This is a genomic window from Aurantimonas marianensis (genome assembly GCF_024195285.1).
In the GTDB taxonomy this organism is placed as follows: Bacteria; Pseudomonadota; Alphaproteobacteria; order Rhizobiales; family Rhizobiaceae; genus Aurantimonas; species Aurantimonas marianensis.
This window is the reverse complement of record NZ_JALHBS010000007.1, coordinates 18486-43382: the sequence shown is the minus strand read 5'-3', so window position 1 is coordinate 43382 and position 24897 is coordinate 18486. Positions and strand designations below refer to the sequence as shown.

Below are 24897 nucleotides of genomic sequence, written 5' to 3'. Positions count from 1 at the left end.
ACTAAGCAGATCGCCGGCGCGGCCGATGTCGGCCCGCCGCGACAGAAAGACAAGAAATGTCCAGCCAGATCATACCCGTCGAGCCATTCGACTACGTCGTCTTCGGCGGCAATGGCGACCTTGCGGAACGCAAGTTGCTGCCGGCGCTGTACCATCGCGACCATGATGGCCAGATACCCGACGCCTCACGCATCATCGGTGCGTCCCGCAGCGAGATCTCCGACGAGGATTACCGCGCCTTCGCCCGCCGAGCCATCGAGAAGCATGTCGATGCGGCCGACATGCATCAGTCCTCGATCGACCGTTTCCTGTCGCGGCTCCACTACCGCAAGGTCGACGCGCGGGCGGAAGAAGGCTGGGACGAATTGCGCGCCCTTCTCGACGAGGCGGGAGAGGACTGCGTCCGGGCGTTCTATCTGGCCGTCGGGCCTTCGCTGTTCGCCGATTTCGCCAGGAAGATCGGCGAAAGGGGCCTGTCGAGTGCGAATATGCGGCTCGTCGTCGAAAAACCGGTCGGCCGCGATCTGAAATCGGCCTGCGAACTCAACCGCATCATCGCCGATCACTTCACCGAGGAGCAGGTCTTCCGCATCGACCACTATCTCGGCAAGGAGACCGTGCAGAACCTGATGGTGCTGCGCTTCGCCAACGCGCTTTACGAGCCGATCTGGAATTCGGCGCATATCGACCACGTGCAGATCACCGTCGCCGAGTCCGTCGGCCTGGAAGGCCGGGCCGGCTATTACGACAAATCGGGCGCTTTGCGGGACATGGTGCAGAACCACATCGTCCAGTTGATGTGCCTTGTCGCGCTCGAGCCGCCGGCGGCTCTCGACGCCGATGCGCTGCGCGACGAAAAGCTGAAAGTGCTGCGCGCGCTGCGCCCGATCGACGCCTTGAATGTCGAAAGCCGCACGGTCCGGGGACAGTACAAGGCCGGCGCGTCTGACGGAAGCGCGGTCAAGAGCTATCTCGACGATCTCGGCAATGGCGAAAGCACCACCGAGACCTTCGTCGCCATCAAGGCCGAGATCAACAACTGGCGCTGGGCGGGTGTGCCGTTCTATTTGCGCACCGGCAAGCGGCTGTCCGAACGCATGTCGGAGATCGTCGTCACCTTCCGGCCGATCCCGCATTCGATCTTCGCCGGAGCCGCCGGCAATATCGTCCAGAACCAACTGGTGATGCGCCTGCAGCCGAATGAGGGCGTCAAGCAGTGGCTGATGATCAAGGACCCCGGTCCCGGTGGCATGCGGCTCCGTCACGTGCCGCTCGACATGAGCTTTGCCGAATCGTTCCGGGTCCGCAATCCGGACGCCTATGAGCGCCTCCTGATGGATGTCATCCGCGGCAACCAGACGCTGTTCATGCGGCGCGACGAGGTCGAGGCCGCGTGGAATTGGATCGATCCGATCCTGGAGGCTTGGGAGGAGAAGGGCATGAAGCCGCAGGGCTACACCGCCGGCACATGGGGGCCGTCCTCCGGCGTCGCGCTGATCGAGCGCGACGGCCGCACCTGGCACGAGCCCGATTGATGGATGCGATAACGCCTGCTCCCGTCCTCCATCGCTATCAAACGCGCGAGGCACTCGCCGAAGCACTGGCCACCGGCGTTGCCGCCGTGCTCGCCGGGGCGATCGCCACCCGCGGTTCGGCGACCCTGGCGGTCTCCGGCGGCTCGACGCCGAAGCGCTTCTTCGAGCGGCTGGCCGAGGCCGAGATCGATTGGCGCAATGTCCGCGTCACGCTGGTCGACGAACGCTGGGTTCCGGAAACCAGCGAGCGGTCGAACGCGGCCATGCTGCGCCGGCATTTGCTCAAAAACGGCGCGGCGGAGGCCCGCTTCCTGCCGCTCTACATGGACGCGCCGACGCCGGAAGACGCGCTGACCGACCTCGGCGAGCGGTTCCAGCGGCTGGCCCGTCCCTTCGATGCGGCGATCCTCGGCATGGGCGCCGACGGCCATACCGCCTCGTTCTTCCCGGACGCCGACAATCTGGCGAAGGCGATCGACATGGCGACGGACGCACCGGTCGTCGCCATCCGCGCGCCGGGGGCCGGCGAACCGCGCGTGACCCTGACGCTGCCGCTGCTGGTCGACGCGCACCTCCTCGCTCTCCATATCGAAGGTGAGGAGAAGTTGGCCGTCTATGAGACGGCACTCAAGGACGGCGCGACAACGGACCTCCCGGTTCGAGCGGTGCTGCGGGCGCCGCGGACCGAGCCGCTGAACGTATTCTGGGCGCCCTGACTTCCTCTTGCCAAGAAGGTCGATACCATGACCGCAGATCCTCGCATCGAAGCCATCACCGACCGCATCCGCGAGCGCTCCGCGCCGACCCGCGACGCTTACGTTGCGCGCATCACCGCCAAGGGGGCCGAGGGGCCGAAACGCTCGACACTGTCTTGCGGCAATCTCGCCCACGGCTTCGCCGCCTGCGGCCCGGTGGACAAGGAACGGCTGTCCGGCGGCCAGACGCCCAATCTCGGGATCGTCACCGCCTATAACGACATGCTCTCGGCCCACCAGCCGTTCGAGCGTTTTCCCGAACTCATCCGCGAGGCCGCGCGCGAAATGGGCGCCACCGCGCAGGTCGCCTCTGGCGTGCCGGCGATGTGCGACGGCGTCACCCAGGGACAGGGCGGCATGGAGCTGTCGCTGTTCTCGCGCGACGTGATCGCCATGGCCGCGGCGGTGGGGCTTTCCCACGACATGTTCGACGCGGCCGTCTATCTCGGCGTCTGCGACAAGATCGTGCCGGGCCTGACCATCGCGGCGCTGACCTTCGGCCATCTGCCGGCGATCTTCGTCCCGGCCGGGCCGATGACCTCCGGGCTTGCGAACGACGAAAAGGCCCGCATCCGTCAGCTCTACGCGGAAGGCAAGGTCGGCCGCGACGAACTGCTCGAGGCCGAATCGCAATCCTACCACGGCCCCGGCACCTGCACCTTCTACGGCACCGCGAACTCCAACCAGATGCTGATGGAGATCATGGGCCTGCACACGCCGGGCTCCTCCTTCGTCAACCCGAACACGCCGCTGCGCGACGCCCTGACCAGGGAAGCGACGAAGCGCGCGCTCGCCATCACCGCGCTCGGCAACGAATACACGCCGGCCGGGCTGGTCGTCGACGAACGCGCCGTGGTCAACGGCGTTGTCGGACTGCACGCCACCGGCGGCTCGACCAACCACACCATGCATCTCGTCGCGATGGCCGCGGCGGCCGGGATCAAGCTGACCTGGCAGGACATTTCCGACCTGTCGGACATCACGCCGCTGCTGGCGCGGGTCTACCCGAACGGCCTTGCCGACGTGAATCACTTCCAGGCCGCCGGCGGCATGGGTTTCCTGATCCGGGAGCTCTTCGATTGCGGCCTCCTGCACGAGGACGTCCGCACCGCTTGGGGTCAGGGCCTCGGCGCCTATGCCGTCGAGGCCCGGCTCGCCGACGACGGGCAATCGGTGACCCGCGTGCCGGCAACCAAGGAAAGCGGCGACCCGAAGGTGCTGACCACGCCCGACCAGCCGTTTTCGTCGAATGGCGGGCTCCGCATGCTGAATGGCAACATGGGCAAGGCAGTGATCAAGGTTTCGGCGGTCAAGCCGGAGCGCCGCCTCGTCGAGGCGCCGGCCAAGATCTTCCACGACCAGAACGATCTGAAGGCGGCCTTCGACTCCGGAGAGCTCAATCAGGATTTCGTCGCGGTGGTCCGCTTCCAGGGACCGCAGGCCAACGGCATGCCGGAACTGCACAAGCTGACGCCGCTTCTCGGTGTGCTGCTGGATCGCGGCCACAAGGTCGCGCTGGTGACGGACGGGCGGATGTCGGGCGCCTCGGGCAAGGTGCCGGCGGCGATACATGTCACGCCCGAAGCCAAGGCCGGCGGTGCTATCGCCCGAATCCGGGAAGGCGACATGATCCGGCTCGACGGCGAGAACGGCACGCTTGAAATCTTGGTCGACGCGGCGGAATTCGATTCACGCGAGCCGGCCCAGCCGGATCTGACCGATAACGAATACGGGTTGGGACGCGAGTTGTTCGGGGCCTTTCGGGCGGCCGTCGGCACCGCCGACAACGGCGCCAGCGTCTTCTGACGCGAACAGGGATCGCCGCTTTCGGCGGTGTCCCGTGTGAGGAGGGACCGTCAGGCGGCGACGCGCTGCGGCGCCGTTCTCATCGCCTTGCCGTCTTCGCCGAACAGGCGCATCGCCTCGGGCTCGGCCGTCAGCGAGACCGTCGTTCCCCGCGCGATCGTCACTTCCCCCGGCAGTTTGACGACGAAGGGCTCGTCGGTGCGGCCGATGTCGACATAGACCAGCGTGACTTCGCCAAGCGACTCCGTCAGCATCACCTCACCGCTGAACGGCGCGTCCGGACTGTCGGACAGGACGAGGTTTTCCGGCCGGATGCCGAGATGGCCCGCGCTGCCCTTCGCATCCGCCGGCGAGGCGATCGGCAAGGTGATCGAGCGTCCGCCCGTCGGCAGCACGCGGGTCTGCTGTCCCGTCTCCTCGATCACGGCCGGCAGGATGTTCATCGAGGGCGAACCGAGGAAGCGGGCGACGAAGAGGGTGTCCGGCCGGTTGTAAAGCTCCATCGGCGAACCGACCTGCTCGACATTGCCCTTGTTGAGCACGACGATCTTGTCGGCGAGGGTCATCGCCTCGACCTGATCGTGGGTGACGTAAATCATCGTCGTGCCGGCCATGCGCTCGTGCAGCCGGGCGATCTCGATCCGGGTCTGGACGCGCAGCGCGGCGTCGAGGTTCGACAGCGGCTCGTCGAAAAGGAAGACCTTCGGGTTACGCGTGATCGCCCGCCCGATAGCGACCCGCTGGCGCTGGCCGCCGGAAAGCGCCTTGGGCAACCGGTCGAGATAAGACTCGATCTGCAGGATTTGCGCCGCCTCGCGGACCCGCCTGTCGACTTCGTCCTTGGAGTTGTTTTTCTCCAGCTTCAGCCCGAACGCCATGTTGTCGTAGACATTCATGTGCGGATAGAGCGCGTAGGACTGGAACACCATCGCGATGCCCCGCTCCTTCGGCGTCCGACCGTTGACCACCTCGCCGTCGATTTCCAGCGTGCCGCCGGTGATGTCCTCCAGACCCGCGATCACCCGCAGCAGCGTGGACTTGCCGCAGCCCGAGGGACCGACGAAGACGATGAACTCGCCCGGCTCGATATCGAGATCGATACCGTGCAGCACCTGCACCTGCCCGTAGGCCTTTCTGATGCCGGTCAGCCTGACGTTCGCCATGGTCCTGTCTCCCTTCCAGCCGCGCGCGCTTGCCTCACAGCCCGCCGATAAAGCCGTCGAAGCCGTCGAGGCGAATTTGCGCCCCGTTGGCCGAACCTGAATATCCATGTCCGGGCAGCGCTGTCGGAACGCTGCCCCCCGGCAGATCGAAATGCGTCGCGCCGGCGTCGAAATTGAACGCGCAGACGAGCCGCGCGCCGTCGTGCTCGCGCGTGAAGGCAAGAACCGCGGGCGGCGACGGCAGAAATGTCATCCTTCCCTTGGCGAACGCCGGATGGGCACGCCGAAAGCGCAGGAACGCCCGGTAGAAGTGGAGCAGCGAGTCCGGCTCCGCCTCCATCCGGTCAACGGCGCGCTCCTTGTGCTCGGCAGCCACGGGAAGCCAGGGCTTGCCGGTCGAAAAACCGGCATTGGCGATGTCCGCCTCCCAGACCATCGGCGTGCGGCAGCCGTCGCGCCCCTTCACTTCCGGCCAGAAATTGATGCCGTAGGGATCGACCAGATCCTCATAGGCGATGTCGGCCTCGACCAGCCCCAGTTCCTCGCCCTGGTAGAGACAGACCGAACCGCGCAGCGTCAACAACACGCCGGCCGCCAGCCGCAGAACCTTGTCGGCATCCTCATGGTTCTCGGCCCAGCGCGTGGCGTGACGTTCAACATCGTGATTGGAAAACGCCCAGCAGGCCCAGCCGTCGCTCGCCGTCGCCTCGAAACGCCGCAAGGTGCCGGTCAGATCGGCGACCGCCGGCATGCGTCCCGACAGGAAGTCGAAGGCGTAGCACATGTGCAGCTTGTCGCCGCCGGCGGTGTATTCACCCATCAGCTCCGCGCCGTGAATGCGTTCGCCGACCTCTCCGACCGAGGTCGCGGCCGGATATTCGTCGAGCAACGCCCGGAACTCCTTCAGAAATATGAGGTTCTCCGGCCGGTTCTTGTCGTGGATATGTGCCTGCCAGTTGTAGGGCTGGTTGCGCGAGGCCATCACCACGGACTGGAGCGCGGCCTCGAGCGGCGGATTGTCCCGCAACTCCCGGTCGTGGAAATAGAAATTCGCCGTATCCAGCCGAAACCCGTCGACGCCGCGATCGAGCCAGTAGCGCACGTCCGCGAGCAGCGCTGCCCGCACGTCCGGATTGTGGAAATTGAGATCGGGCTGCGACGCGAGGAAATTGTGCAGGTAGTATTGCCGGCGCTTGGAGTCCCATTCCCAGGACGAACCGCCGAACACCGACAGCCAGTTGGTCGGCGGCGTTCCGTCGGGCTTGGGATCGGCCCAGACATACCAATCCGCCTTCGGATTGTCGCGGCTTTGGCGGCTTTCGACGAACCACGGATGGCGGTCGGAGGAGTGCGACAGCACCTGGTCGATGACCACCTTCAGACCCAGCCAGTGGGCTTCGGCAACGAGCGCGTCGAAATCATCGAGCGTTCCAAACAGCGGATCGACGTCGCGATAGTCCGAGATGTCGTAGCCGAAATCCTTCATCGGCGAGGTCATGAAGGGCGACAGCCAGATGCCGTCGACGCCGAGCGATGCCACATAGGCGAGCCGCCGGGTGATGCCGGGAAGGTCGCCGATGCCGTCGCCGTCGGAATCCTGGAACGAGCGCGGATAGATCTGGTAGAGCACCGCGCCGCGCCACCAGTCGCGATCCGCCGTGGCGGCTTGCGGCGGGGCACTCGGCCGGTCGGTGGTCATGACAGCGTCTTCGCTCATCCTACTCGCGCCCTAACCTTTCACGCCGCCGGCGGTCAGGCCGGAAATGATCTTGCGCTGGAAGATCAACACCAGGACGATCAGCGGCACCGTGACCACGACGGAGGCCGCCATGATCGTGCCCCAGGGGATTTCCTGCTCGGATGCGCCCGACAGGAGCGCGATCGCCACCGGCACGGTGCGCGTGTCGTTGTTCGACACGAAGGTCAGCGCGAACAGGAACTCGTTCCACGCCGCGATGAAGGCGAGCAGGCCCGTGGTCACCAGCGCCGGCCACATCAGCGGCAGGAACACCTTGACGACGATGGTGAAGGGCGAGGCGCCGTCGACGATCGCCGCCTCCTCGATCTCGACCGGCAGATCCCGCATGAAGGTGGTCAGCACCCAGACCGTGAACGGCAGCGTGAAGATCATGTAGGCGAAGATCAGCGAGAACAGCGTGTTGTAGAGGCCGGCGACGCGGACCATCTCGAACAGCCCGGCGAGCACCGCGATCTGCGGAAACATCGACACGGCAAGGATGGTGAGCAGCAACAGGCCGCGGCCTCTGAAATTGATCCGCGACAGCGCGTAGGCGGCGGTCACGGCCAGAAACAGCGAGATCGCCACGACGACCGAGGCGACGATGACCGAGTTGAGGATGTTGGTCGGAAATTCGCCGCTGGCGAAGATGCCGCGATAATTCACCAGCGAGAAATCCGTCGGGAAATAGTTCACCCGGAACAGCGCCGTACCCGATTTGAAGCTGGTCAGGATCGCGTAATAGAACGGGAAGATCGAAAACAGCACGATGGCGACGACGAGGGCGTAGAAGGCCGTGCGCTTGATCACAACCGGCATGTCAGCGCCCTCTCCCGAGTTCGAGCCTTGCGACCTTGATGTAGAACAGCGTGATGAAGGCGATGACCAGGAACAGAAGCGTCGAGGCCGCCGATCCGTAGGCGAACTTGTCGAACTGGAAGAGGTTTTCCTGAGCGAAGACCGACATCGTCTTGGTGTCGGTGTTGTTCGGTGTCAGCACATAGATGAGGTCGAAGACGCGCAAGGCGTCCAGCGCGCGGAAGATGACGGCGACGAGGATGGCGGGCCGGATCAGCGGCAGCGTCACCTTCCAGAACACCTTGACCGGGTGGATGCCGTCGATCTTCGCCGCCTCGTAGATGTCGCCCGGCACCATCTGGAGGCCCGCGAGGATCAAGAGCGCCATGAACGGTGTCGTCTTCCACACATCGACGATGATCACCGCCCACATCGCCGTTTCGGGCGTCGCGGTCCATGCGACCGGGGCGGACAGGACGCCGATCGCCATCAGCATGTCGTTGAGGATGCCGAACTGGTCGTTCATCATCCAGGCCCACATCTTCGCCGAAACGATGGTCGGGATCGCCCAGGGGATCAGGACCGCCGCGCGCACAAGGGCGCGCCCCTTGAATTCGGCGTTGAGAACGAGGGCGAAGGCAAGGCCCAGAACGGTCTCGATGGAGACCGATATCACCGAATAGTAGACGGTGTTCCAGACCGAGTTCCACCATTGCGGGTCGAACAGGAGGCCGAAATATTCGCCCTCCCCGTCGCCGTAATCGACATATTCCCAATAGTTCCGGAAGCCGACGAACTCGGCGCCTGCCACATTGTCGAGGCTGGCGTTGGTGAAGGAGAACCAGATCGTCTGGAGCAGCGGCCAGCCGGCGACCAGCGCCAGCACGACGAGCATGGGAGTCAGGAACAGCCAGGCCGATTTCAGCCGTTGGCGGGAGAGATCGGAACGGCCGGCCGCCCCCTGCTCCTCGGCCGCGATCGCCTTGTCCGTCGGCGGCACGCCCAGCGAAACATTGGCCATCTTCGTCCTCCCATCGACCTGTTCCACCGGCTGGCCGCGAAGCCGTTACCCCCGTGTCCTTCAGCCAGCGGCGGCATGCCTCCACGGCTTCCCGCCGCTGCTGTTAGCCGATCGATGTCGGCTGATTTTCACTCCCAGGCGCTGCGTTTCAGGCGACGCAGACGTTTTTCGAGCTGATCGAGATTGTCGGCGGCCGAGCCACGGCCGGACAGCGTCTCGTTGACGGCCGTCCAGAACTCCTTCGAGACCTCGTTGTACTGGCCTCTTTCCATTCGGCGACGATCGGTTGCTTCTCTGCGATCTCCGGGTCGTCGTAGAGCGACGGGATCGTCGGCAGCCGCGACTGGTTGACGGCGCGCTGCTTCTGCGCCTTTTCCGAGCTCAGGAACTTGACGAGATCGATCGCCGCCTCCTGGTTTTGCGAGTATTTCGAGACCGCCAGATTCCAGCCGCCGAGGCATGCGGCCGACGAACCGCCTTCGCCGGCCGGAAGCGGCACCACGTCGAACTTGCCGGCGACGGCGGAATCGTCGCCGTTCGACAGCGCGTAGGCGTAGGGCCAGTTACGCATGAACACGGCATTGCCGGTCTGCCAGACGCCGCGCGACTCTTCCTCCTTGTAGGCAAGGACGCCGTCTGGGGCGATTGTTCCGACCCAACCCTTGGCCTTTTCGAGCGCGGCCGCGGCCTTTGGATTGTTGATGGTGATCTCGCCGTCGGGCGAGACGATCTGGCCGCCACCGTGGCTCGCCACCCATTCCAGGCCATCGCAGGTCAGCCCCTCATAGGGCGCGCCCTGGAAGACGAAACCGTTCATCTGGCTGTTGCCGGCCTCGCGCTCCTTGTCCTGGATTTCCTTGGCGATGGCCTCCAGCTCCGACCATGTCGTCGGCGGCTCCTTGCCGTATTTTTCCAGAAGGTCCGTGCGGTAATAGAGCGCCGGAGCGTCGGTATACATCGGCAGGGCGACGAGCTTTCCGTCGACCGTCTGCGACTCGATCATCGAGGGAAAATGCTGGCCGACGATATCCTTGGCCGCCTCGGTCAGGTCGACGAGGCCGCCGGCGAGCTGCGGTGCCCAGATCACGTCGGTCCGGTAGACGTCGACATCGGCGTTGCCGGCGGACAGCCACAGCCGGTACTGGCCGAACTGATCGGTGGTCGACGCCGGCATCTCGACGATCTTCACCGTATGGCCGGATTCCTTCTCGAACGCGTCGAGCTGCCCCCGCAATTCCTCGATGTCCTTGCCAACGGAACCGGAGACCAGTGACAACTCGGCGGCGAACGCGCCGCCGGTGAAAAGGGTCGAGGCGGCGAATGCCAGAACCAGCCGCGAAAGCGTCATGAGAAATCCTCCCTGGTGTCCCGATCGGGCGCGCCGATCGTCCATGCCCTGCATCCGGCCACTCCCCGCGACGGATGCCCTTCTTTCGAAGCTAGCTCGACCGAAGGGAAACGCAAGAGTCGCCATCGTGGGGCGAAACACCAACGACCGAGGTCGCGATCGGACTCGAGGATGGATCAAATTCGCGCGCGTGCGCGATCGCGGTTTGCGATGGCGAAACCGGGCCGCCGTCTCAGTGGACCTGACGCCGCTCGCGGATTTCTGCGATGTGCCGCTTGACGGCCGCAATATCGAGCTGGAGACGCTCGACTTCCGCATCGTCTTGACCGAGCTCGTTATCCTGGTCGCCGATTTCGGGGCGTTCCGCGGCGATCGCGCGTATTTTTTGGCGCAGTTCCTCGCGGGTCTGCGCTACATCGTCGGCGGATGCGGATTCCGCTCCCCCATCGGGCGAATCCGGCAAATCGACCGATGGCTTCGGGTCCGCGTCCTCTTCGCTAGCCAACCGCTCGCCATCGACCGGGCTCGTTCCGACCGGGTTGTCGGATTCTGGCTGGTTCCGGCTCGGTTCACCCGCCTCATCGCTCGGACGGCGGAGTTCCCCCGTTTCGGCGTAGACCGCAGGACGGATTCCGGCCGTGTCGGCCTGAGCCGCCTCGCCAGCGGCGACGGCGTCAGCGTCGCCTGCCTCTCGCCCGGCGCCGATGCCGAGGGGAGCGGCGGAATAGAGGCCGGCGGTCTGATAAAAGCCAGGCGCATAGGCCGCGCGTCCCCGATATCCGGCCCCTTCGAAACCGACGGCCACCGGCGCGCTGTCCGAAGCGATACGATCGAACGGCCGACCCTCCTGGAAGAACAGGACGGTGGCGCGGAGCACCGCGATGCCGACCCCCGCGAGAAAACCGAGAACCGCACCGAGAAGGACCATGGTCCGCCGGGCGAGGCTCGACGGCTCCAGCGGCGGCGTCGCCTCGGAGATGACATGGACATTGGCCGTATTCAGGCTTTCCTGCTCGCCGGTTTCGCGCGCGCGCAAGAGAAACGCCTCGTAGACCGCCCGCGACGCTTCGACCTCGCGCTCGAGTTCGCGCAGCTTGACGAAGGATTCGCTGGTGGCGAGCTGTTTGGTCTTCAACGCCGTGATCTGCTCGGTCAGATCACGGTCGGTCTGTTCGGCGCGGGTCAAATCGGTCTGCGCCGCGGCGACGATGCGGTTCAGCTCGGCGCGTATGGCGTTCCTGGCCGAGGCCAGCGCCTCCTGACTGGCGAGGCGCTGCGGATGGCGGGGGCCGAGTGTGGTGCTGAGCACGGCTGCTTGCTGGGCAAGTTCGGAGTAGGTGTTGCGCAGCCGGGTCAACGCCTCCGACGTCAGCTCCTCGGGAAATGAGCCTTTGACGACATCGTCGATGCTGACGTTCTTCATCTGCTCGGCCCGCACCCGCAGCGCCGCCATCTCGCCGCGCGACCGTGCAAGCTGATCGTTGGTGCGCAGGATGTAATCGTCGTCGACCAACCGTCCGCCGACGCCGACGAGTCGGTTCTCGGTCTTGTATTCCTCGACGGCCCGCTCGGCATCGGCGACGGACTGGCGCAGTTCGGCCAGCCGCGACGACAGCGCGTCGCTGGCGCGCCGCGCTGTCTGGGATTGAACCCGCCCGAGTTGATCGATGAAGGTGGCGCCGATCAGGCGGGACAGCTCGGCGGATTTCTCCGGATCCCTCGTCTCGACCGCAAGATTGATGATGAAGCTCTTGGCATCGCGCGTGACCGTCATCGCCTTGCGAAGGTTCTTCAGCGTCACGAGCCGTTGGCGTCCGCTTTCGACGTCGTCCTGGCGGAGGAAGGACACGAGGTTCGGAAAGATCGAGCCGAAAAGCGTCTCGCCCGTCCCGTTGAATTCCGGGTCGCTTTCGAGCCCGGCTTCGTCGATCACCCGGTTCAGGACGTTGTTCGAATAGACGACCGCGATCTGGCTTTCGATCAGCGCAAGCGTCGCCTCGTTGGGCAGACCGTTCGGGGTGACTTCGTTCTGCACGACCTTTATGTCGCGCGGATCGACCAGGATCTGGGTGTCGGCGGTGTAGAGTTTCGGTGTCGACAGAGCCAACAAGATGGCGAGCGCGATACCGAGAAACGTGGTCAGGGCGATCAGCGATTTCGAGGCCCAGACCCGGCGGAAAACGTAGATGGGGTCGATCAGCGAAGTCTGTCCGGAACGCTCGCCAGCCATCGCATTCGCGCCCAACCGGGCGCTCGCCTTCGGATTTGTCGCTGAGGAAGTCGAGAACATGGGCGTCACCGAATTGCCGGAGCCGAACGTCTGCCGCGGACCCTGATCCGTCCAAAATGCAGATTCATGCTCAAGAAACGGTTAACGCGCCAACGATGGCGGCCTCATTACGTTGCGTCAGGCCGACCGCATACGCTGTCGCAAGAGCGTCATCCAGCGCTTCGGGGACATATCCCGATCGAGCGGCAATGGGCGGCTTGGATGGCCGTCCGGACGCGGGAGCACGTCCGAGACCCAGCTGTAACGGTCGCTGACACCCCAGACGATCACTGATTCCGGCGCCTGGAAGGCAAAGACCCCGTCGAGAAGATCGGCCACCAGGCGGTGGGCCGTCGCGTCCTGGGGCTCGGCGCCGGGCACGCTCTCCCAATCGATCACATCCAGCTCGGTCACCAGCAGGCCGACGCCCAGGCCGTCGAGCGTACGATGGAACCTTTCCAGCGCATCCTTGTCGATCGTCCGGTCGGCATAAAGATGCCCCTGGATGCCAACGCCGGTGACCGCGACGTTGCGATCCTGGAGTTGGCGCACGATCGTCAGCATCACCTCGCGACGGGCATCGTAGCGGGGTCCGGCGAATTCGAGATCGTAGTCGTTGATCACCAACCGGGCGTCAGGATCGGCCCGCGCCGTCGCCTCGAAGGCGATCGGAATATGCCGCGGCCCGAGCTTCTTGAGCCAGGCGGTTCGCCGCAACGGACCCTCGCTGAGGGGATTGTTCGCGATGACCTCGTTGACGACGTCCCAGCCGATCAACTTGCCCCTGTAGCGGTCGCCGACCCGTTCGATATGCTCGATGAGCGCCGCTTCCGCTTCCCGTGCCGTCTCTATCCGATCGACCCATTCCGGGGTCGAATTCCACCAGACATGGCAGGTTCCGCGAGTGGAGCGGCCGTGGGAGAGGGCAAACTCCACCAGCCGGTCCGCCGGCTCGAAGTTCCAGCTGTCGCGCGTCGGCCGGATCTGCCCGAATTTCAGCTCGTTCATCGGCATGATCAGGTCGAAATACTCGACGGCGGCGTTTCTGTAGGCCGGATCGACGTCGAGATACTCGGCCTGGATCGCGCAGCCGAGCGGCACCGTGCCGGAACGGGACGCCCCATGACCCTCGGCCCGGGCGGACGCGGCCGCCCCCGGCGCCAGCGCCAGTCCGGCGCCGGCGGCCAGCAGAGAACGGCGCGTTAAGGTTCCCGCGCTATTTGGTAGGTCGGACAGGATCCCGTCCGTCGCGTTCCGCTGCGGGTCGGTGGACGCGGATCGTGCGGCTCGACGGCGGTGAGACATCGTCATCTGCCCCTCGTGCTCCAAGGTTGGCGATCATGCCATTTTTCGCAGTCTGGATCGAAAGGCTTAAGGGCAACCTAAATCTCGTTCGGGATTACGCCTCGTTGGCTGGCGGATCGGCCGGGCGCCTCGTCCTGTCGCTCGCCTATTTCGTCTCCATCGCCAACGGGCTTTCGGTTGCCGATTTCGGCCTGTTCGCTACCGCCTCGGCATCCGGGATCGTTCTGTCGCGCATCGCCGGCTTCGGCTTCGTCTCGCCGCTCTATCGCGTCGCGACGGTGCGTCCGCGCCTGCTGGGAACCTACACGGCAGGGCTGATCGCCGCCTTTGCCCTGTCGCTGCCCTTGGTCGCCATCGCCGCGGCCGGCTTTTACATCGCGTTCTTCGCCAGCGACATGGGTCTCGGCGCCTTCGTCGCGGTGGTCCTGGCGGAGGTCCTGTTCTGGCGGGCTTTGGAGATCGTGGTCATCGTCAACAACGGCCTCGGGCGCTTTCTGAGCGGAGCGGTCATCGTCATCGCCGGCTCGGCGATCAGGGCTGTGGCGGCTGTCGGTTTCGTGATGGTCGGCGACGGCTCGCTGGCCCAATGGACGGTCGCCTATGCCGGCGCCAACGCTGCTGCCGCAGCCTTTGCGATCGTCGTCTACTATCCCCGCCAGCGTCTGCGTCTGCGTCCCGCTCTCTATCTCAGCAGATGGCGCGACAGCGTGTCGGTCGCCGGCGCCGAGATCATTTTCTACCTTCAGTCCGAGCTCGACAAGCTGCTCGTCCTGTCGCTCGGTGGCCCGCAAATGGCGGGCATCTACGCGATCTTGATGCGGCTCGTCGATCTGACGGCCTTGCCGATCCGATCGTTCAACACGATGATCGTCCAGAAACTGATGCGCGCGCCCCAATGGCTGACACGATGGCGAGTCCGCTGGGGCATCGAGGCGGCGGTTGCTGTGGTCTCAGTCGCCGGCCTCGCCGTTCTCGGCGGTTTTCTGCATGTCTTCCCGGCGGCGCTCGGCAAGAACGTCGCGGAGGCCGCGCCATTGATCCTGGTCGCGCTGCTGGTACCGGCCTTCCGCAATCTGATCGAATATGAGAGCGAGCTTCTTTACGCGCGCGGCAAGACCGGGATACGGGCCTTGATCCTGGCGGTCGTCGGTCTCGTCAAGGCTGGACTTCTGGTCGTTCTATTGCGCGCGGCGCCGCAGCCGGAGACCTGGATTTTCGGCCTGAACGGGCTGTTCATGGCGCTTTGGATCGTGTCCGCCGCCGCGACCTACGCGGCATTCGACTGGACCGGCCCACGGGCGGCGCGCTCGACGCGGCGTCTTACGCCAAGCCCGCAGCCCGGCGAATGAGATGGGGATCGGTGCCGGTGAAGGACTGGATTCCGGCGGCGACCTGATGCGGCTCCAGCCCGGCGGCAAAATCCGTCAGTTCGCGTGAGCCGAGTGCTGCGCCGTTCCAGTAGATTTGGCACAATTCCCGGTCGCTCGGCGCGTGGCGACCGGGCCGATCTTCGCACTCGTCGACAAAACGACCGTAGATCGTGCATTCCGACAGGCTGCGCGAAGCCGCGATGGCCGCGAGCCAGGACTTTCCCATGCGCGCCTCGATACGACGCTTGAGGTCGCGCACCGTGTCCGTGCGCCACGCCAGAAGCGTGGTGATATAGGCCGTGTCGGTCCAGGGCGGCGCGGTGATACCCAGCAATTCGCCGGCCCGTCGCGACCATTCGCGATGTTCGTCGCGCGCGGCGGGATCGATGGTCGCGACCGCCCCCGGCCGCCGGAAAAAGCGAACCTTGCCGTCGCTCGACAGGCTGCCGACGTCGAACGCGCGCAGGAAGACCACGTCCGAATCCACAGAAAACATCACATCTTCCCGGATCGTCGCGGCGATCGCCAGCCGACGCAATTGCTGGACGTGCCAGCCGCGCAATGGCGGGCCGTAGGCCGACAACCAGATCCGCCGGCGGCCGAAGGACAAGGGGTCCGGGAGCGGGCGCAGCCATCGCGGCAGCAGCTCGCGCTCGTCGACGATCTCCCGCCTCGGCCCAGCCAGTTGCCGGAACAATGTCACGTCGTCCGCCTCGACCAGAATCAGGTGGCGCGTGTAGCCGGTAACGCGGCGATCGATGCTTTCGCAAAGCAATCGGCATCGCTCGAAATCGCCCCGATAGCTCGACGTGACGATCGCCGATCGCAGGGGGCGCCCTTTCCCGGCGCCATGCCGTGGCGCGGCCTCAGTCATCGGGCCGCTCCCGCCGCGACCGATCGCGCAGAATGCCGAGGAGAAAGCGGGGATTGCCGAGAATATAGCGGCGCCACATCCGGCCCGGCTCGAGCATCAGTCGCCAGACCCATTCCATCCGGGCGCGTCGCACAGCGAGCGGTGCGCGGGCGACATTGCCGGCGAGAAAATCGAACAGCGCGCCGACGCCGACGAAGAGCCGGCCGTGACGAGCGTCCAGATGATCGGCGATGAACAGCTCCTGGGCCGGGACGCCCATGGCGACGAGAACGATGTCGGCCTCGGCCGCGGCGAGATCGTCGAGGACGCCGGCACAAGCTTCGTGGTCGAAGAACCCGTGCGACACCACGATATAATCATGCGCGGGAATCTCGGCGGCAAGCCGGGCCGCGGCACGTCCGGCGATGCCGGGAGCACCGCCGATCAGGGCGACGCGCAGGCGGCCGTCGAGCGCCGCGAGAAGGCGGGGCAGGAAATCGGTGCCGTTGAGGTTCTCGGTGAACGGTTTGCCGTAGAGCATCCGCGCCGCGATATCGACGCCGATCCCGTCGGGAATCACGACAAAGCGCTCCAGAGCGCGCTTGTAGGCTGCGTGACGGCGGGCGAGGTTGACACAATGGGCGTTGAGGAAGGCGAGCCGCGTGGTCCGGCCGGACGCGAGCGCGCCGGCAAGCGCCGCGATGACCGCCGCGCCCGACAGATCGGTGACCGCGATGCCGGCGATCATCCGGCTCGTATCGGCTTCGCCGCGCGAGGAGCCCGCCGGCCGAAGGGCGCTCGCCTCCATCATCGTCCGCCGGTCCTGACCAGTTGCGGCGGGCAAGCCAAATCGGTTCCGGCGGACGTGGCCGGCACCCGAGGAGCGTTGATCGTTGCGGTGAACCGCTCCAGACCGGCGGCGATCCCGGCATCGAGCGCGGCCGCCTGGGCGCGCGCGAAGGCGGAGCCGTCGAGGCGGAGCGGCTGGCCGGCCCGTTCGGCGGCGAGGAGCTCGACGATCCGGTCGGCAAAGTCCCGCGGCGTATCCGCGACCCGCACATTGGCCGGAACACGGTCGACCCCGCGCAGGGCCTGCGGCGTCGCGACCGCAGGCATCCCCTCCTCGAAGGTCTCGATCGTCTTCAACTGGACGCCGGTGCCGCCCTTGGTCGCCAGGGCAAGCGCACGCGAGGCGCCGACGAACCGCTGGGCGTCCTCGACACGGCCGAGAAAAGCGACGTTGGCGCGCGCGGCTGGTGCCGGGCCGTCGAAGCGCCCGGCCACCGCGATCGAAATATCGGGGGGAAGCAGCGGCACGACCTCGTCGACGAACCAGTCGAGGCCGACCCGGTTCGGCGCCCAGCTCCAGGTGCCGATGAGCCCGACATCGTGGGTGCGCTCACCCGTGTCGGCGACGTTCGGGCGGCCGACGGTCAGCGCCAGCGGCACGCATTTGTCGGATCCGGCAAGGCCGAGCCCGTCCCGGTCATCCTCGCTCAGCGTATGGACGACCGTCGCGTCCCGGCAGATCGTTGCCTCGGCGCGTTCGAGCAGCGCCGCCTCACGGCCGAAGAGTACGCGCGTGTGGAGACTGCCAGCATTGCGGGCGTTTTCACGGGCGGAGCGATATTCGACATTGTGAGCGATGAAGATCGACGGTTTTTCGCGCGCCAGGAAGGGATAGGCAGCCGGCATTTGCACGGAACTGAGCACATATCCGTCCACCGGCCCCGCTTCGGCCAGACGGCCGAGAAGTTCGGCGCGGCTTAGCCCGGCCACTTTCGCGGCTCCGACCGGCAGGTTGCGAGCGAACGCCGCGCCGACCCATGCCGCCTTGCGGAGCGTCGACGCCCCGGAATTTTCGATCGCCAGTTCGCCGAGGCAGATTTCGTCCGCCCTGACGGGCCGCGATCCCGGCCGGCGGAAGCCGACAAAGGTCAGTCGTACCCCATGGTGGCGGTACGCCGCGACGATGGCGCGGTTCGCGATCTCGAAGCCGGTCGATGGATCGTCGTCGGGCAGGAGTGAGGAGACGAACAGAAGATGCATTCCGACCGGATCACTCCGCGCATTGCAGGAAAAAACCGATTGTCGCAGCCGGGCGTTGACATTGCCCTAATGTCCGACGGCAGCTCTCGGCAATGTGATCGCTGCGCAATGTCGTGGAGTGCGCCGAAGGCGCCATGACGGTGGACCGGAAAGCGCCTTGAGGGAGGCCGCCCTCCGGTCGACACGCCAAGCGCGCGATCGAATTTCGGGATTTGCCGCCGCCGCGTCGAGACTTCGTTCATCTTCTTCTGATTTTGTTCTGATAGCTGCTCCGATCCATCTTCCGTCACGCGATCCGATCGAACGACACCTTATGACCGACGCCATCACCATCGAGCGTATCTCGCCGGACCTCGATTTCGGGCGGTACGAGGTCGTCGTCACCCTGCCGACCTTCCGGCGGCCGGAGCATCTCCTGAAGACGCTCGAATCGCTCGCCGCCCAGCAAGCCGAACGGCGGTTCGCGGTCATCGTCATGGAGAACGATGCGCAAGGCCGCGAGGGATTGGCCGCCGCCGCGGCGTTGTTCGAAACCAGCCGAATTCCGGGCTTGATCCTGGTCGCCCATGAGCGCGGCAACTGCGCGGCCTATAATGCGGGATGGCAGACGGCCCTCGAGCGCTTCCCGGCGATGCGGTATCTTCTGGTCATCGACGACGACGAGATTGCCAGCGAAACCTGGATCGAGCGGCTGGTGGAGACAGCCGAAACACTCGCCGTCGACCTCGTCGGCGCGCCGCAGATCCCGGTTTTCGAGGGCGACGGGCAGTCCCGCTACGCCCGCCACCCGGTTTTCACGCCGCATTACGCCCGAACCGGTCCCGTGCCGATCCTCTATTCCTCCGGCAACGTCCTGATCCGGCGTTCCGTCCTTGAGGCGGTCGGCGCCCCCTATCTCGATACTGCCTTCAACTTCATCGGCGGCGGCGACAGCGACTTCTATTCGCGCTGCCGCGAAAAGGGTTTTACCTTCGGCTGGTGCGCGGAGGCGCCCGTCCACGAAACCACACCCGCCCGGCGCACCGAATTCTCGTGGCTGAACGCGCGGGGGCTGCGCAATGGCGCGATCTCCTCGATCATCGAGCGCCGCCGTCGCGGCGGGCCGGCCGACCGGTTGCGCCGCCTCGCCAAGAGCGCCGCCTTGCTGGCCGCCTCGCCGTTCCGATCGGCACGGCTGGCCTTCGATACCAGGTCGCCTGTGATCGGGCTTTATCACATGCAGGTCGCCATCGGCCGCCTGCTCGCCGAATTCGGCCTCGTCAATGAACAATATCGCCGTCCCGAACAGAACTGACGCCGTCGGCGTCCACGACCCGGTCAGGGCGCTTCGGCTCGTCTTCGCGGCGACCATCCTGACGTTTCTGCTGGTCTCCTTCACGCCCTTTGTGCTGGAATACGAGACTGACGTTCAGGGCAATATCGTCAATCAACTCGGCTACAGCGCGCTCGCTCTCGTCGCGATCGTCGGCCACTTCCTGTTCACCGACCGCGCGGTCGCGCTCTCGCTGCTGCGCCCGGTCTGGCTGTTGACGATCATCCTGCTGGGCTTTTCGGTCCTGCAATCGGAGGCGCCGGGCGAGGCGATCCGGGCGATCCTGTTCACCCTGGCCGCCATGCTCGCCATGACCGGCGCGCTCAGCCTGCCGCCCTCGATCCGCGACTTCCGGCTGGCGCTCGCCATCGCCGCGCTCGTCGTTCTCGGGCTCTCCTATCTGGGGATCGCCGCCTATCCCGGAGTTGCGATCCACGGATCGGACGGGTTCGAGCCGCAGCATGCCGGCCTGTGGCGTGGCATCTACAGCCACAAGAACGTCGCCGGGCCGGTAATGGCGATGCTGTTTTTCGCCGGGCTCTACCTGCTGCGCTGTGGCGATCGGTGGACCGGCTTCGTCATCTCGGTTCTATCGGCGATCTTCATCTACAAGACCGGCTCCAAAACCACCCTGGCCCTGGTTCCGCTGGTCGCCCTCTTCGTTGCCGGCGGCCGGATCTTCGGCGGCCGCCTCCTGCCGATCGCGGTGCTGTCCCTCGCCATCATCGTGACAGCGCTGTTGACGCTGGGGGCGGCGATTTCGCCCGCGCTCGACATCGTGCTGCAGGCGGTCCTGCCCGGCACGACCTTCACCGGCCGTCTCGACCTGTGGCGCTTCGCCCTCGACCTGATGGGCCATCACCAATGGACGGGTTTCGGCGTCGAGACCTTCTGGAATACCGGCATCGTCTACAAAGCCGAGGCGCCGTTCGAGCTGTCCTGGGATCCGCGCCTGATCGTCAATGCCCACAACGGCTATCTGGAAATCGCCATCTGGGGCGGATGGCCGACCCTGGCGGTCGCGGCATTGATGCTGGTGCTGCTGCCCTTCAAGGATTATCTGACGACCCGGCCCGCCGTGGAAAACCGCCGCCTGGCGGATTTCCTCCTGATGGTCCTCGCATTCGCCTTGTTGAATTCCTTCTTCGAGAGCTACTTCTTCAGCCGCGGCAACCCGGTCTGGCTGCTGACATGGCTCGCCATCGTCGGCCTCTGGCTTTGCAGCCGCTTCCGGCTTGAATGACGAGGGCAAGGGACGCGGTACCAGCCCCCCGAACCGGGTGGGCGGGATTGCCATTCCCATTTTGATCCGCCGGCCTAGTTTGCGGTGCAGAAAGCCGTTCAGTCCACCCGTACAGACAGAAAGCAACGCTCATCACGATGGACCGCCTGCGCCTCCTTGCCGTCGATTCCGACGATCTCGCCATCCTCTCGGCCTATTGCCAGGATGCCGTCGTCACCTTGCGGGACTGTCGCTACCGGCCCCGGGAGCGGCAATTCGTCGTCGAGATGAACCGTTTCGTCTGGGAAACCGCCGAGGGAATTTCGCGCTTCCGCCTGTTCCGCAAGGCCGAATACGAGCGGCGGCGCGCCGTTCTGCATTTCGACCGGGTGCAGAGCGTCAAGCGGACGGGCCTCGACGCCGCCGACGGCGATCAGGTGCTCGTGCTGCTGGCCATCCGCTTCACTCCCACGGATGCCCCGTCCGGAACCGTCGAGCTTGTCTTCGCCGGCGGCTCCGCGATAAGGCTGGACGTCGAGGTGATCGAGGCGCAGCTCAGCGACGTCGGCGGCGCCTGGAGCACCTGGGCCCGGCCGGAGCACGACCGCTCCGATCCATCGGCCTGATCGACGCCGCTCGGTCGCCACAGCGCCGCAGTTCAAGAGGGGATCGTCACAGTGCCGTCGAGGCTTACCAGCACGGACGTCGATTTCGAGGCGAAGTTCCGGGCGCTGCTCGGCGCCAAACGCGAATCCGCCGCCGACGTCGATGACGCGGTGCGCGCGATCGTCGGACGTGTACGCGCCGAGGGCGACGCCGCGCTGATCGACCTGACCCGGCGCTTCGACGGCCTCGAGCTGACGGCGGATACATTGCGGGTCGAGTCGGACGAGATCGACGCCGCCTTTCAGGCCACCCCCCCGGAGACGCTTCAGGCGCTGCGGACCGCGCATGAGCGCATTACCAGCCACCACGAACGGCAACGCCCGAAGGACGACCGCTATGTGGACGCGCTGGGCGTCGAGCTCGGCAGCCGCTGGACCGCCGTCGAGTCGGTCGGCCTATACGTTCCGGGCGGCCAGGCGAGCTATCCCTCTTCGGTCCTGATGAACGCCGTTCCCGCCAAGGTCGCTGGCGTGGAGCGCATCGCCATGACGGTGCCGGCGATGCGAGGCGCGCTGAACCCGCTGGTGCTCGCCGCGGCGAAGATCTGCGGCATCGACGAGATCTACCGGATCGGCGGCGCCCAGGCGGTCGCGGCCTTCGCCTATGGCACCGAGACGATCTCGCCGGTCACCAAGATCGTCGGCCCCGGCAATGCCTATGTCGCCGCCGCCAAGCGTCAGGTGTTCGGCACGGTCGGCATCGACATGATCGCCGGGCCGTCCGAGATCCTGGTAATCGCCGATGGCGCCAACGATCCGGACTGGATCGCGGCCGACCTCTTGAGCCAGGCCGAGCACGACACGGCGGCGCAGTCGATCCTGCTCACCGACGATGCCGCCTTCGCCGACGCGGTCGAAGCGGCCGCCGAACGGCAACTCAAGCGTCTGTCGCGAGGCGCGACCGCTAGCGCGAGCTGGCGCGACCACGGCGCCATCATCGTTGTGGCGTCCCTTGCCGAGGCTCCTGCCCTGTCGGACCGGATCGCGCCCGAACATCTGGAACTCGCGGTCGAGGACCCCGATGGGTTGTTCGCCAAGCTCCGCAATGCCGGCGCGGTCTTTCTCGGTCGACATACGCCGGAGGTGATCGGCGACTATGTCGGCGGCTCGAACCACGTCTTGCCGACCGCCCGCTCGGCCCGTTTCTCGTCGGGGCTGTCGGTTCTCGACTTCGTCAAGCGCACATCGATCCTCAAGCTCGGGCCGGAGCAGTTGCGGGCGCTTGGGCCCGCGGCGATCGAACTAGCCCGTGTCGAGGGACTCGACGCCCACGGCCGGTCCGTGGCGATCCGCCTGAATCTTTGATCGCGCGATGACCAGCGGCAGCGACCAGAAGAGCGGCAAGCTCATTGACATCGAGCTCGACGAGAGCATCGGCCGGGCAACGCCGGACGTCGAACACGAGCGCGCGGTGGCGATCTTCGACCTCATCGAGGAAAACGTCTTCAACCCGGCCGGCGCGCCCGAGGGCGGCCGCTTCAAGCTCAAGCTGTCGCTCGCCGACAAGCGCCTCGTCTTCGACATTCGAAACGAGGACGACGAGCCGGTCGTCGCCCATATCCTGTCGCTCACCCCCTTCCGGCGGGTGATCAAGGACTATTTCCTGATCTGCGACAGCTATTACGAGGCGATCCGCAGCGCGACGCCGCAGCAGATCGAGGCGATCGACATGGGCCGGCGCGGCATCCACAATGACGGATCGCAGACGCTGATGGAACGCCTGAAAGGCAAGATCGCCGTAGACCTCGACACGGCGCGCCGGCTGTTCACGCTGATCTGCGTTCTGCACTGGCGGAACTGAGCCCACGATGGCGCCGCGGATGAAACCGGCAATCGGCACAGGATCCGGCGTATCGTGCGACGGCCGAGACGTGGGATTTTATCATGGGGAAACAGCGGGGGCCGGCCGATGACCAGGGCGGCCAACCCCACCGGCAAGGCGGCGGTCTCATCGCTGCTGTTCGTCTGCGGCATGAACGCGATCCGCTCGCCGATCGCCGAGGCAATCGCCCGATCGATCCTTCCCGCCTCGGTCTACATCGCCTCGGCCGGTGTTCGCAGCGGACAGCGCGATCCCTTCGTCGACATCGTGCTGGCCGAGCGCGGCCTCAGCCTCGGCGACTATAGGCCGCAGCGCTTCGAGGATCTGGAGGACGGCTATTTCGACCTGATCGTCACCATGGCGCCGGAGGCGCACCACGCCGCTCTCGACGCGACCGGCACCGCCTCGGTCGACATCGAGTTCTGGCCGATGCCGGACCCGTCCGCTGCGGACGGCAGTCGGGACCAGATTCTCGACGCCTATCGCGATGTCTGCGACCGGATCGAGGCGCATATCCGCGAGCGGCTGCTGAAGAAGGACGGCTGAAGGAACGTCGATGGTTGGTCGACAAAGGCATGCTCCGACAAGAACGACGCCATTGCTCTCGCTCGATCCGGCGCTTAGCTTCGCTGTGTGACCCTGGAGACCACCCCCATGCCAGACCCTGCACGCACCGCCAGTCTCGCGATCGATCCGACACTCTTTGCGGAAGCGAAGGCTCTGAAGATCGACCTTGCGAAAGCGGCGGAGGACGGGATCGCCAAGGCCGTTCGCGCCGTCCATGCCGCGCAATGGCAGGAGGCAAACCAGGACGCCCTGGCCAGTTCCAATCGCTATGTCGAGGCCGAGGGCATTCCGCTGGCGAAGCATCGCCAGTTTTAAATGGCCCGCCACGACGTTCACGCCCTGAGTGACGGGCGCGGTCTTGTCCTGAATGTTCAGTCAGACATACTCGACGCCCTCAACACGCGGGTCGTGGTTCCGCTTCTTCCGATCGCACATGCGCCGAAGCCGGCAAAGCGCCTCAACCCCATCTTCGAGATCGGCGGTAAGAAAATGGTCATGGCGACGCAGTTCCTCTCCGCCATACCGCTCTCAGCGCTCGGCGAACGCGTCACAAACCTTTCGTCGGAGCACGATGCCATCGTCGCCGCGCTCGACATGGACTTCCAGGGGTTCTGAGGGCTTTCGCGCTCAGTCCGCCAGCGACTGGATCTCGGCCTTGAGATCGTCCAGCCCGACGCCCTTTTCGGACGATGTCGACAGGATGCGCGGGAAGGCAGCCGGGCGTTTGGCGATCGCGGCCGCGGTCGCCTCGATCAGCTTGGGAATGGCCGGCGCCTTGATCTTGTCGATCTTGGTCAGGACGATCTGGTAGGAGACGGCCGCCTTGTCCAAAAGGCCCATCACCTCCGCGTCATTCGGCTTGATCCCATGCCGCGCGTCGACCAGCAGGAAAACACGCTTCAGGCTGACCCGCCCGCGCAGATAGGAAAACACCAGCCGCGTCCAGGCGTCGACCTGATCCTTCGGCGCCTTGGCGTAGCCATAGCCGGGCATGTCGACCAGGGCGATCGGCGGCAGCTCCGTCGTTTCACCGCCGTAGCCGTCCGGCACGAAGAAATTCAACTCCTGCGTTCGTCCCGGCGTATTCGTGGTTCGGGCCAGACCCTTGCGGCCGAGCAGCGCGTTGATCAGCGACGACTTGCCGACATTCGAGCGACCGGCGAAGGCAATCTCGGGCGGTCCTTCCGGCGGCAGGAACTTCATCGCCGGCGCGCCGCGCACGAAAATCCAGGGCCTCGCGAAAAAGCGGGGATCAGCCGCTTCTAGAAGCGTCTCGGCCGGGTCGATTTCGTCAGGCAT

General features: G+C 65.7%; 22 protein-coding genes and 1 pseudogene. 12 read left to right on the top strand and 11 right to left on the bottom strand.

Annotated features, from left to right (window positions below; all coding sequences use genetic code 11):
- Positions 1-56 precede the first annotated feature (56 nt).
- Genes zwf through edd form a run of 3 tightly spaced genes read left to right on the top strand, consistent with a single transcriptional unit; the run spans position 57 to position 4096 of the window.
- Positions 57-1535: a glucose-6-phosphate dehydrogenase gene (gene zwf / locus MJ956_RS01020; protein ID WP_253962620.1), complete on the top strand. Its 1479-nt coding sequence runs from the start codon at positions 57-59 to the stop codon at positions 1533-1535.
- The gene (gene pgl / locus MJ956_RS01015; protein ID WP_253962619.1) at positions 1535-2251 is read left to right on the top strand and encodes a 6-phosphogluconolactonase; all 717 of its coding nucleotides are present in this window, start codon (positions 1535-1537) and stop codon (positions 2249-2251) included. Before zwf ends, pgl begins: the two co-directional genes overlap by 1 nt.
- 27 nt (positions 2252-2278) lie before the next feature.
- Positions 2279-4096 carry a phosphogluconate dehydratase gene (gene edd / locus MJ956_RS01010; RefSeq protein ID WP_253962618.1) on the top strand — a complete coding sequence of 606 codons (1818 nt, stop codon included), beginning with the start codon at positions 2279-2281 and terminating at the stop codon, positions 4094-4096.
- Between the two features lie 50 nt (positions 4097-4146).
- Here the strand turns inward: edd and MJ956_RS01005 are convergent, their stop codons facing one another.
- The 7 genes and pseudogenes from MJ956_RS01005 to MJ956_RS00975 form a co-directional block, all read right to left on the bottom strand.
- Positions 4147-5259, bottom strand: coding sequence for an ABC transporter ATP-binding protein (locus MJ956_RS01005; protein WP_253962617.1), 1113 nt, complete (start codon positions 5257-5259; stop codon positions 4147-4149).
- Between the two features lie 34 nt (positions 5260-5293).
- A complete protein-coding gene (gene bglA, locus MJ956_RS01000; RefSeq protein ID WP_423724769.1) occupies positions 5294-6976 on the bottom strand; it encodes a beta-galactosidase BglA in 1683 nt (560 codons plus the stop codon).
- Between the two features lie 12 nt (positions 6977-6988).
- Positions 6989-7816, bottom strand: a complete 828-nt coding sequence (locus MJ956_RS00995; RefSeq protein WP_253962616.1) for a carbohydrate ABC transporter permease — start codon at positions 7814-7816, stop codon at positions 6989-6991.
- A gap of 1 nt (position 7817) precedes the next feature.
- Entirely contained in the window at positions 7818-8816 is a 999-nt protein-coding gene (locus MJ956_RS00990) for a carbohydrate ABC transporter permease (RefSeq protein ID WP_423724767.1), read from the bottom strand.
- Between the two features lie 128 nt (positions 8817-8944).
- Positions 8945-10164 (bottom strand): annotated as a pseudogene (locus tag MJ956_RS00985) (ABC transporter substrate-binding protein).
- A gap of 232 nt (positions 10165-10396) precedes the next feature.
- A complete protein-coding gene (locus MJ956_RS00980) occupies positions 10397-12394 on the bottom strand; it encodes a GumC family protein (RefSeq protein WP_253962615.1) in 1998 nt (665 codons plus the stop codon).
- Between the two features lie 177 nt (positions 12395-12571).
- On the bottom strand, positions 12572-13744 hold the full coding sequence (locus tag MJ956_RS00975; protein ID WP_253962614.1) for an endo-1,4-beta-xylanase: 1173 nt from the start codon (positions 13742-13744) through the stop codon (positions 12572-12574).
- A gap of 29 nt (positions 13745-13773) precedes the next feature.
- Here MJ956_RS00975 and MJ956_RS00970 point away from each other — a divergent pair, with 29 nt between their 5' ends.
- The gene (locus tag MJ956_RS00970; protein ID WP_253962613.1) at positions 13774-15087 is read left to right on the top strand and encodes a lipopolysaccharide biosynthesis protein; all 1314 of its coding nucleotides are present in this window, start codon (positions 13774-13776) and stop codon (positions 15085-15087) included.
- Here the strand turns inward: MJ956_RS00970 and MJ956_RS00965 are convergent.
- Genes MJ956_RS00965 through MJ956_RS00955 form a run of 3 tightly spaced genes read right to left on the bottom strand, consistent with a single transcriptional unit; the run spans position 15059 to position 18010 of the window.
- Entirely contained in the window at positions 15059-15982 is a 924-nt protein-coding gene (locus MJ956_RS00965; protein WP_253962612.1) for a DUF6492 family protein, read from the bottom strand. The two genes, MJ956_RS00970 and MJ956_RS00965, sit on opposite strands and share 29 nt — an antisense overlap.
- On the bottom strand, positions 15975-16772 hold the full coding sequence (locus MJ956_RS00960; protein WP_253962611.1) for a WecB/TagA/CpsF family glycosyltransferase: 798 nt from the start codon (positions 16770-16772) through the stop codon (positions 15975-15977). Before MJ956_RS00960 ends, MJ956_RS00965 begins: the two co-directional genes overlap by 8 nt.
- On the bottom strand, positions 16769-18010 hold the full coding sequence (locus tag MJ956_RS00955; protein WP_253962610.1) for a glycosyltransferase family 4 protein: 1242 nt from the start codon (positions 18008-18010) through the stop codon (positions 16769-16771). Before MJ956_RS00955 ends, MJ956_RS00960 begins: the two co-directional genes overlap by 4 nt.
- Before the next feature lie 313 nt (positions 18011-18323).
- On the opposite strand from MJ956_RS00955, the gene MJ956_RS00950 reads away from it, so the two are divergent.
- From MJ956_RS00950 to MJ956_RS00915, 8 genes are all read left to right on the top strand, one after another.
- Complete coding sequence (locus MJ956_RS00950) at positions 18324-19304, top strand: glycosyltransferase family 2 protein (RefSeq protein WP_253962609.1); 981 nt, start codon at positions 18324-18326, stop codon at positions 19302-19304.
- Complete coding sequence (locus MJ956_RS00945) at positions 19273-20565, top strand: O-antigen ligase family protein (protein WP_253962608.1); 1293 nt, start codon at positions 19273-19275, stop codon at positions 20563-20565. Before MJ956_RS00950 ends, MJ956_RS00945 begins: the two co-directional genes overlap by 32 nt.
- 137 nt (positions 20566-20702) lie before the next feature.
- Entirely contained in the window at positions 20703-21170 is a 468-nt protein-coding gene (locus MJ956_RS00940) for a DUF2948 family protein (RefSeq protein WP_253962607.1), read from the top strand.
- A 51-nt stretch (positions 21171-21221) separates the two neighbouring features.
- Positions 21222-22514: a histidinol dehydrogenase gene (hisD, locus tag MJ956_RS00935; protein WP_253962606.1), complete on the top strand. Its 1293-nt coding sequence runs from the start codon at positions 21222-21224 to the stop codon at positions 22512-22514.
- A gap of 7 nt (positions 22515-22521) precedes the next feature.
- Positions 22522-23010 (top strand): UPF0262 family protein, encoded by a 489-nt coding sequence (locus tag MJ956_RS00930; protein ID WP_253962605.1) that lies wholly within the window; start codon positions 22522-22524, stop codon positions 23008-23010.
- Between the two features lie 108 nt (positions 23011-23118).
- Entirely contained in the window at positions 23119-23577 is a 459-nt protein-coding gene (locus MJ956_RS00925) for an arsenate-mycothiol transferase ArsC (protein ID WP_253962604.1), read from the top strand.
- A gap of 108 nt (positions 23578-23685) precedes the next feature.
- The gene (locus tag MJ956_RS00920) at positions 23686-23913 is read left to right on the top strand and encodes a type II toxin-antitoxin system CcdA family antitoxin (protein ID WP_253962603.1); all 228 of its coding nucleotides are present in this window, start codon (positions 23686-23688) and stop codon (positions 23911-23913) included.
- Complete coding sequence (locus MJ956_RS00915) at positions 23914-24213, top strand: CcdB family protein (protein ID WP_253962602.1); 300 nt, start codon at positions 23914-23916, stop codon at positions 24211-24213. It begins immediately after the preceding gene.
- A gap of 12 nt (positions 24214-24225) precedes the next feature.
- Here the strand turns inward: MJ956_RS00915 and yihA are convergent, their stop codons facing one another.
- On the bottom strand, positions 24226-24897 hold the full coding sequence (gene yihA, locus MJ956_RS00910; RefSeq protein WP_423724766.1) for a ribosome biogenesis GTP-binding protein YihA/YsxC: 672 nt from the start codon (positions 24895-24897) through the stop codon (positions 24226-24228).

Coding starts and splice junctions, on each gene's coding strand:
- pgl (WP_253962619.1), top strand. CDS start 1,535: ATGGATGCGATAACGCCTGCTCCCGTCCTCCATCGCTATCAAACGCGC.
- MJ956_RS00915 (WP_253962602.1), top strand. CDS start 23,914: ATGGCCCGCCACGACGTTCACGCCCTGAGTGACGGGCGCGGTCTTGTC.
- MJ956_RS00980 (WP_253962615.1), bottom strand. CDS start 12,394: ATGGCTGGCGAGCGTTCCGGACAGACTTCGCTGATCGACCCCATCTAC.
- MJ956_RS00960 (WP_253962611.1), bottom strand. CDS start 16,772: ATGATGGAGGCGAGCGCCCTTCGGCCGGCGGGCTCCTCGCGCGGCGAA.
- MJ956_RS00955 (WP_253962610.1), bottom strand. CDS start 18,010: ATGCATCTTCTGTTCGTCTCCTCACTCCTGCCCGACGACGATCCATCG.
- zwf (WP_253962620.1), top strand. CDS start 57: ATGTCCAGCCAGATCATACCCGTCGAGCCATTCGACTACGTCGTCTTC.
- MJ956_RS00975 (WP_253962614.1), bottom strand. CDS start 13,744: ATGACGATGTCTCACCGCCGTCGAGCCGCACGATCCGCGTCCACCGAC.
- MJ956_RS01005 (WP_253962617.1), bottom strand. CDS start 5,259: ATGGCGAACGTCAGGCTGACCGGCATCAGAAAGGCCTACGGGCAGGTG.
- bglA (WP_423724769.1), bottom strand. CDS start 6,976: ATGAGCGAAGACGCTGTCATGACCACCGACCGGCCGAGTGCCCCGCCG.
- MJ956_RS00965 (WP_253962612.1), bottom strand. CDS start 15,982: ATGACTGAGGCCGCGCCACGGCATGGCGCCGGGAAAGGGCGCCCCCTG.
- MJ956_RS00950 (WP_253962609.1), top strand. CDS start 18,324: ATGACCGACGCCATCACCATCGAGCGTATCTCGCCGGACCTCGATTTC.
- MJ956_RS00990 (WP_423724767.1), bottom strand. CDS start 8,816: ATGGCCAATGTTTCGCTGGGCGTGCCGCCGACGGACAAGGCGATCGCG.
- MJ956_RS00925 (WP_253962604.1), top strand. CDS start 23,119: ATGACCAGGGCGGCCAACCCCACCGGCAAGGCGGCGGTCTCATCGCTG.
- MJ956_RS00920 (WP_253962603.1), top strand. CDS start 23,686: ATGCCAGACCCTGCACGCACCGCCAGTCTCGCGATCGATCCGACACTC.
- edd (WP_253962618.1), top strand. CDS start 2,279: ATGACCGCAGATCCTCGCATCGAAGCCATCACCGACCGCATCCGCGAG.
- yihA (WP_423724766.1), bottom strand. CDS start 24,897: ATGCCTGACGAAATCGACCCGGCCGAGACGCTTCTAGAAGCGGCTGAT.
- MJ956_RS00945 (WP_253962608.1), top strand. CDS start 19,273: ATGAACAATATCGCCGTCCCGAACAGAACTGACGCCGTCGGCGTCCAC.
- MJ956_RS00995 (WP_253962616.1), bottom strand. CDS start 7,816: ATGCCGGTTGTGATCAAGCGCACGGCCTTCTACGCCCTCGTCGTCGCC.
- MJ956_RS00970 (WP_253962613.1), top strand. CDS start 13,774: ATGCCATTTTTCGCAGTCTGGATCGAAAGGCTTAAGGGCAACCTAAAT.
- MJ956_RS00930 (WP_253962605.1), top strand. CDS start 22,522: ATGACCAGCGGCAGCGACCAGAAGAGCGGCAAGCTCATTGACATCGAG.
- MJ956_RS00940 (WP_253962607.1), top strand. CDS start 20,703: ATGGACCGCCTGCGCCTCCTTGCCGTCGATTCCGACGATCTCGCCATC.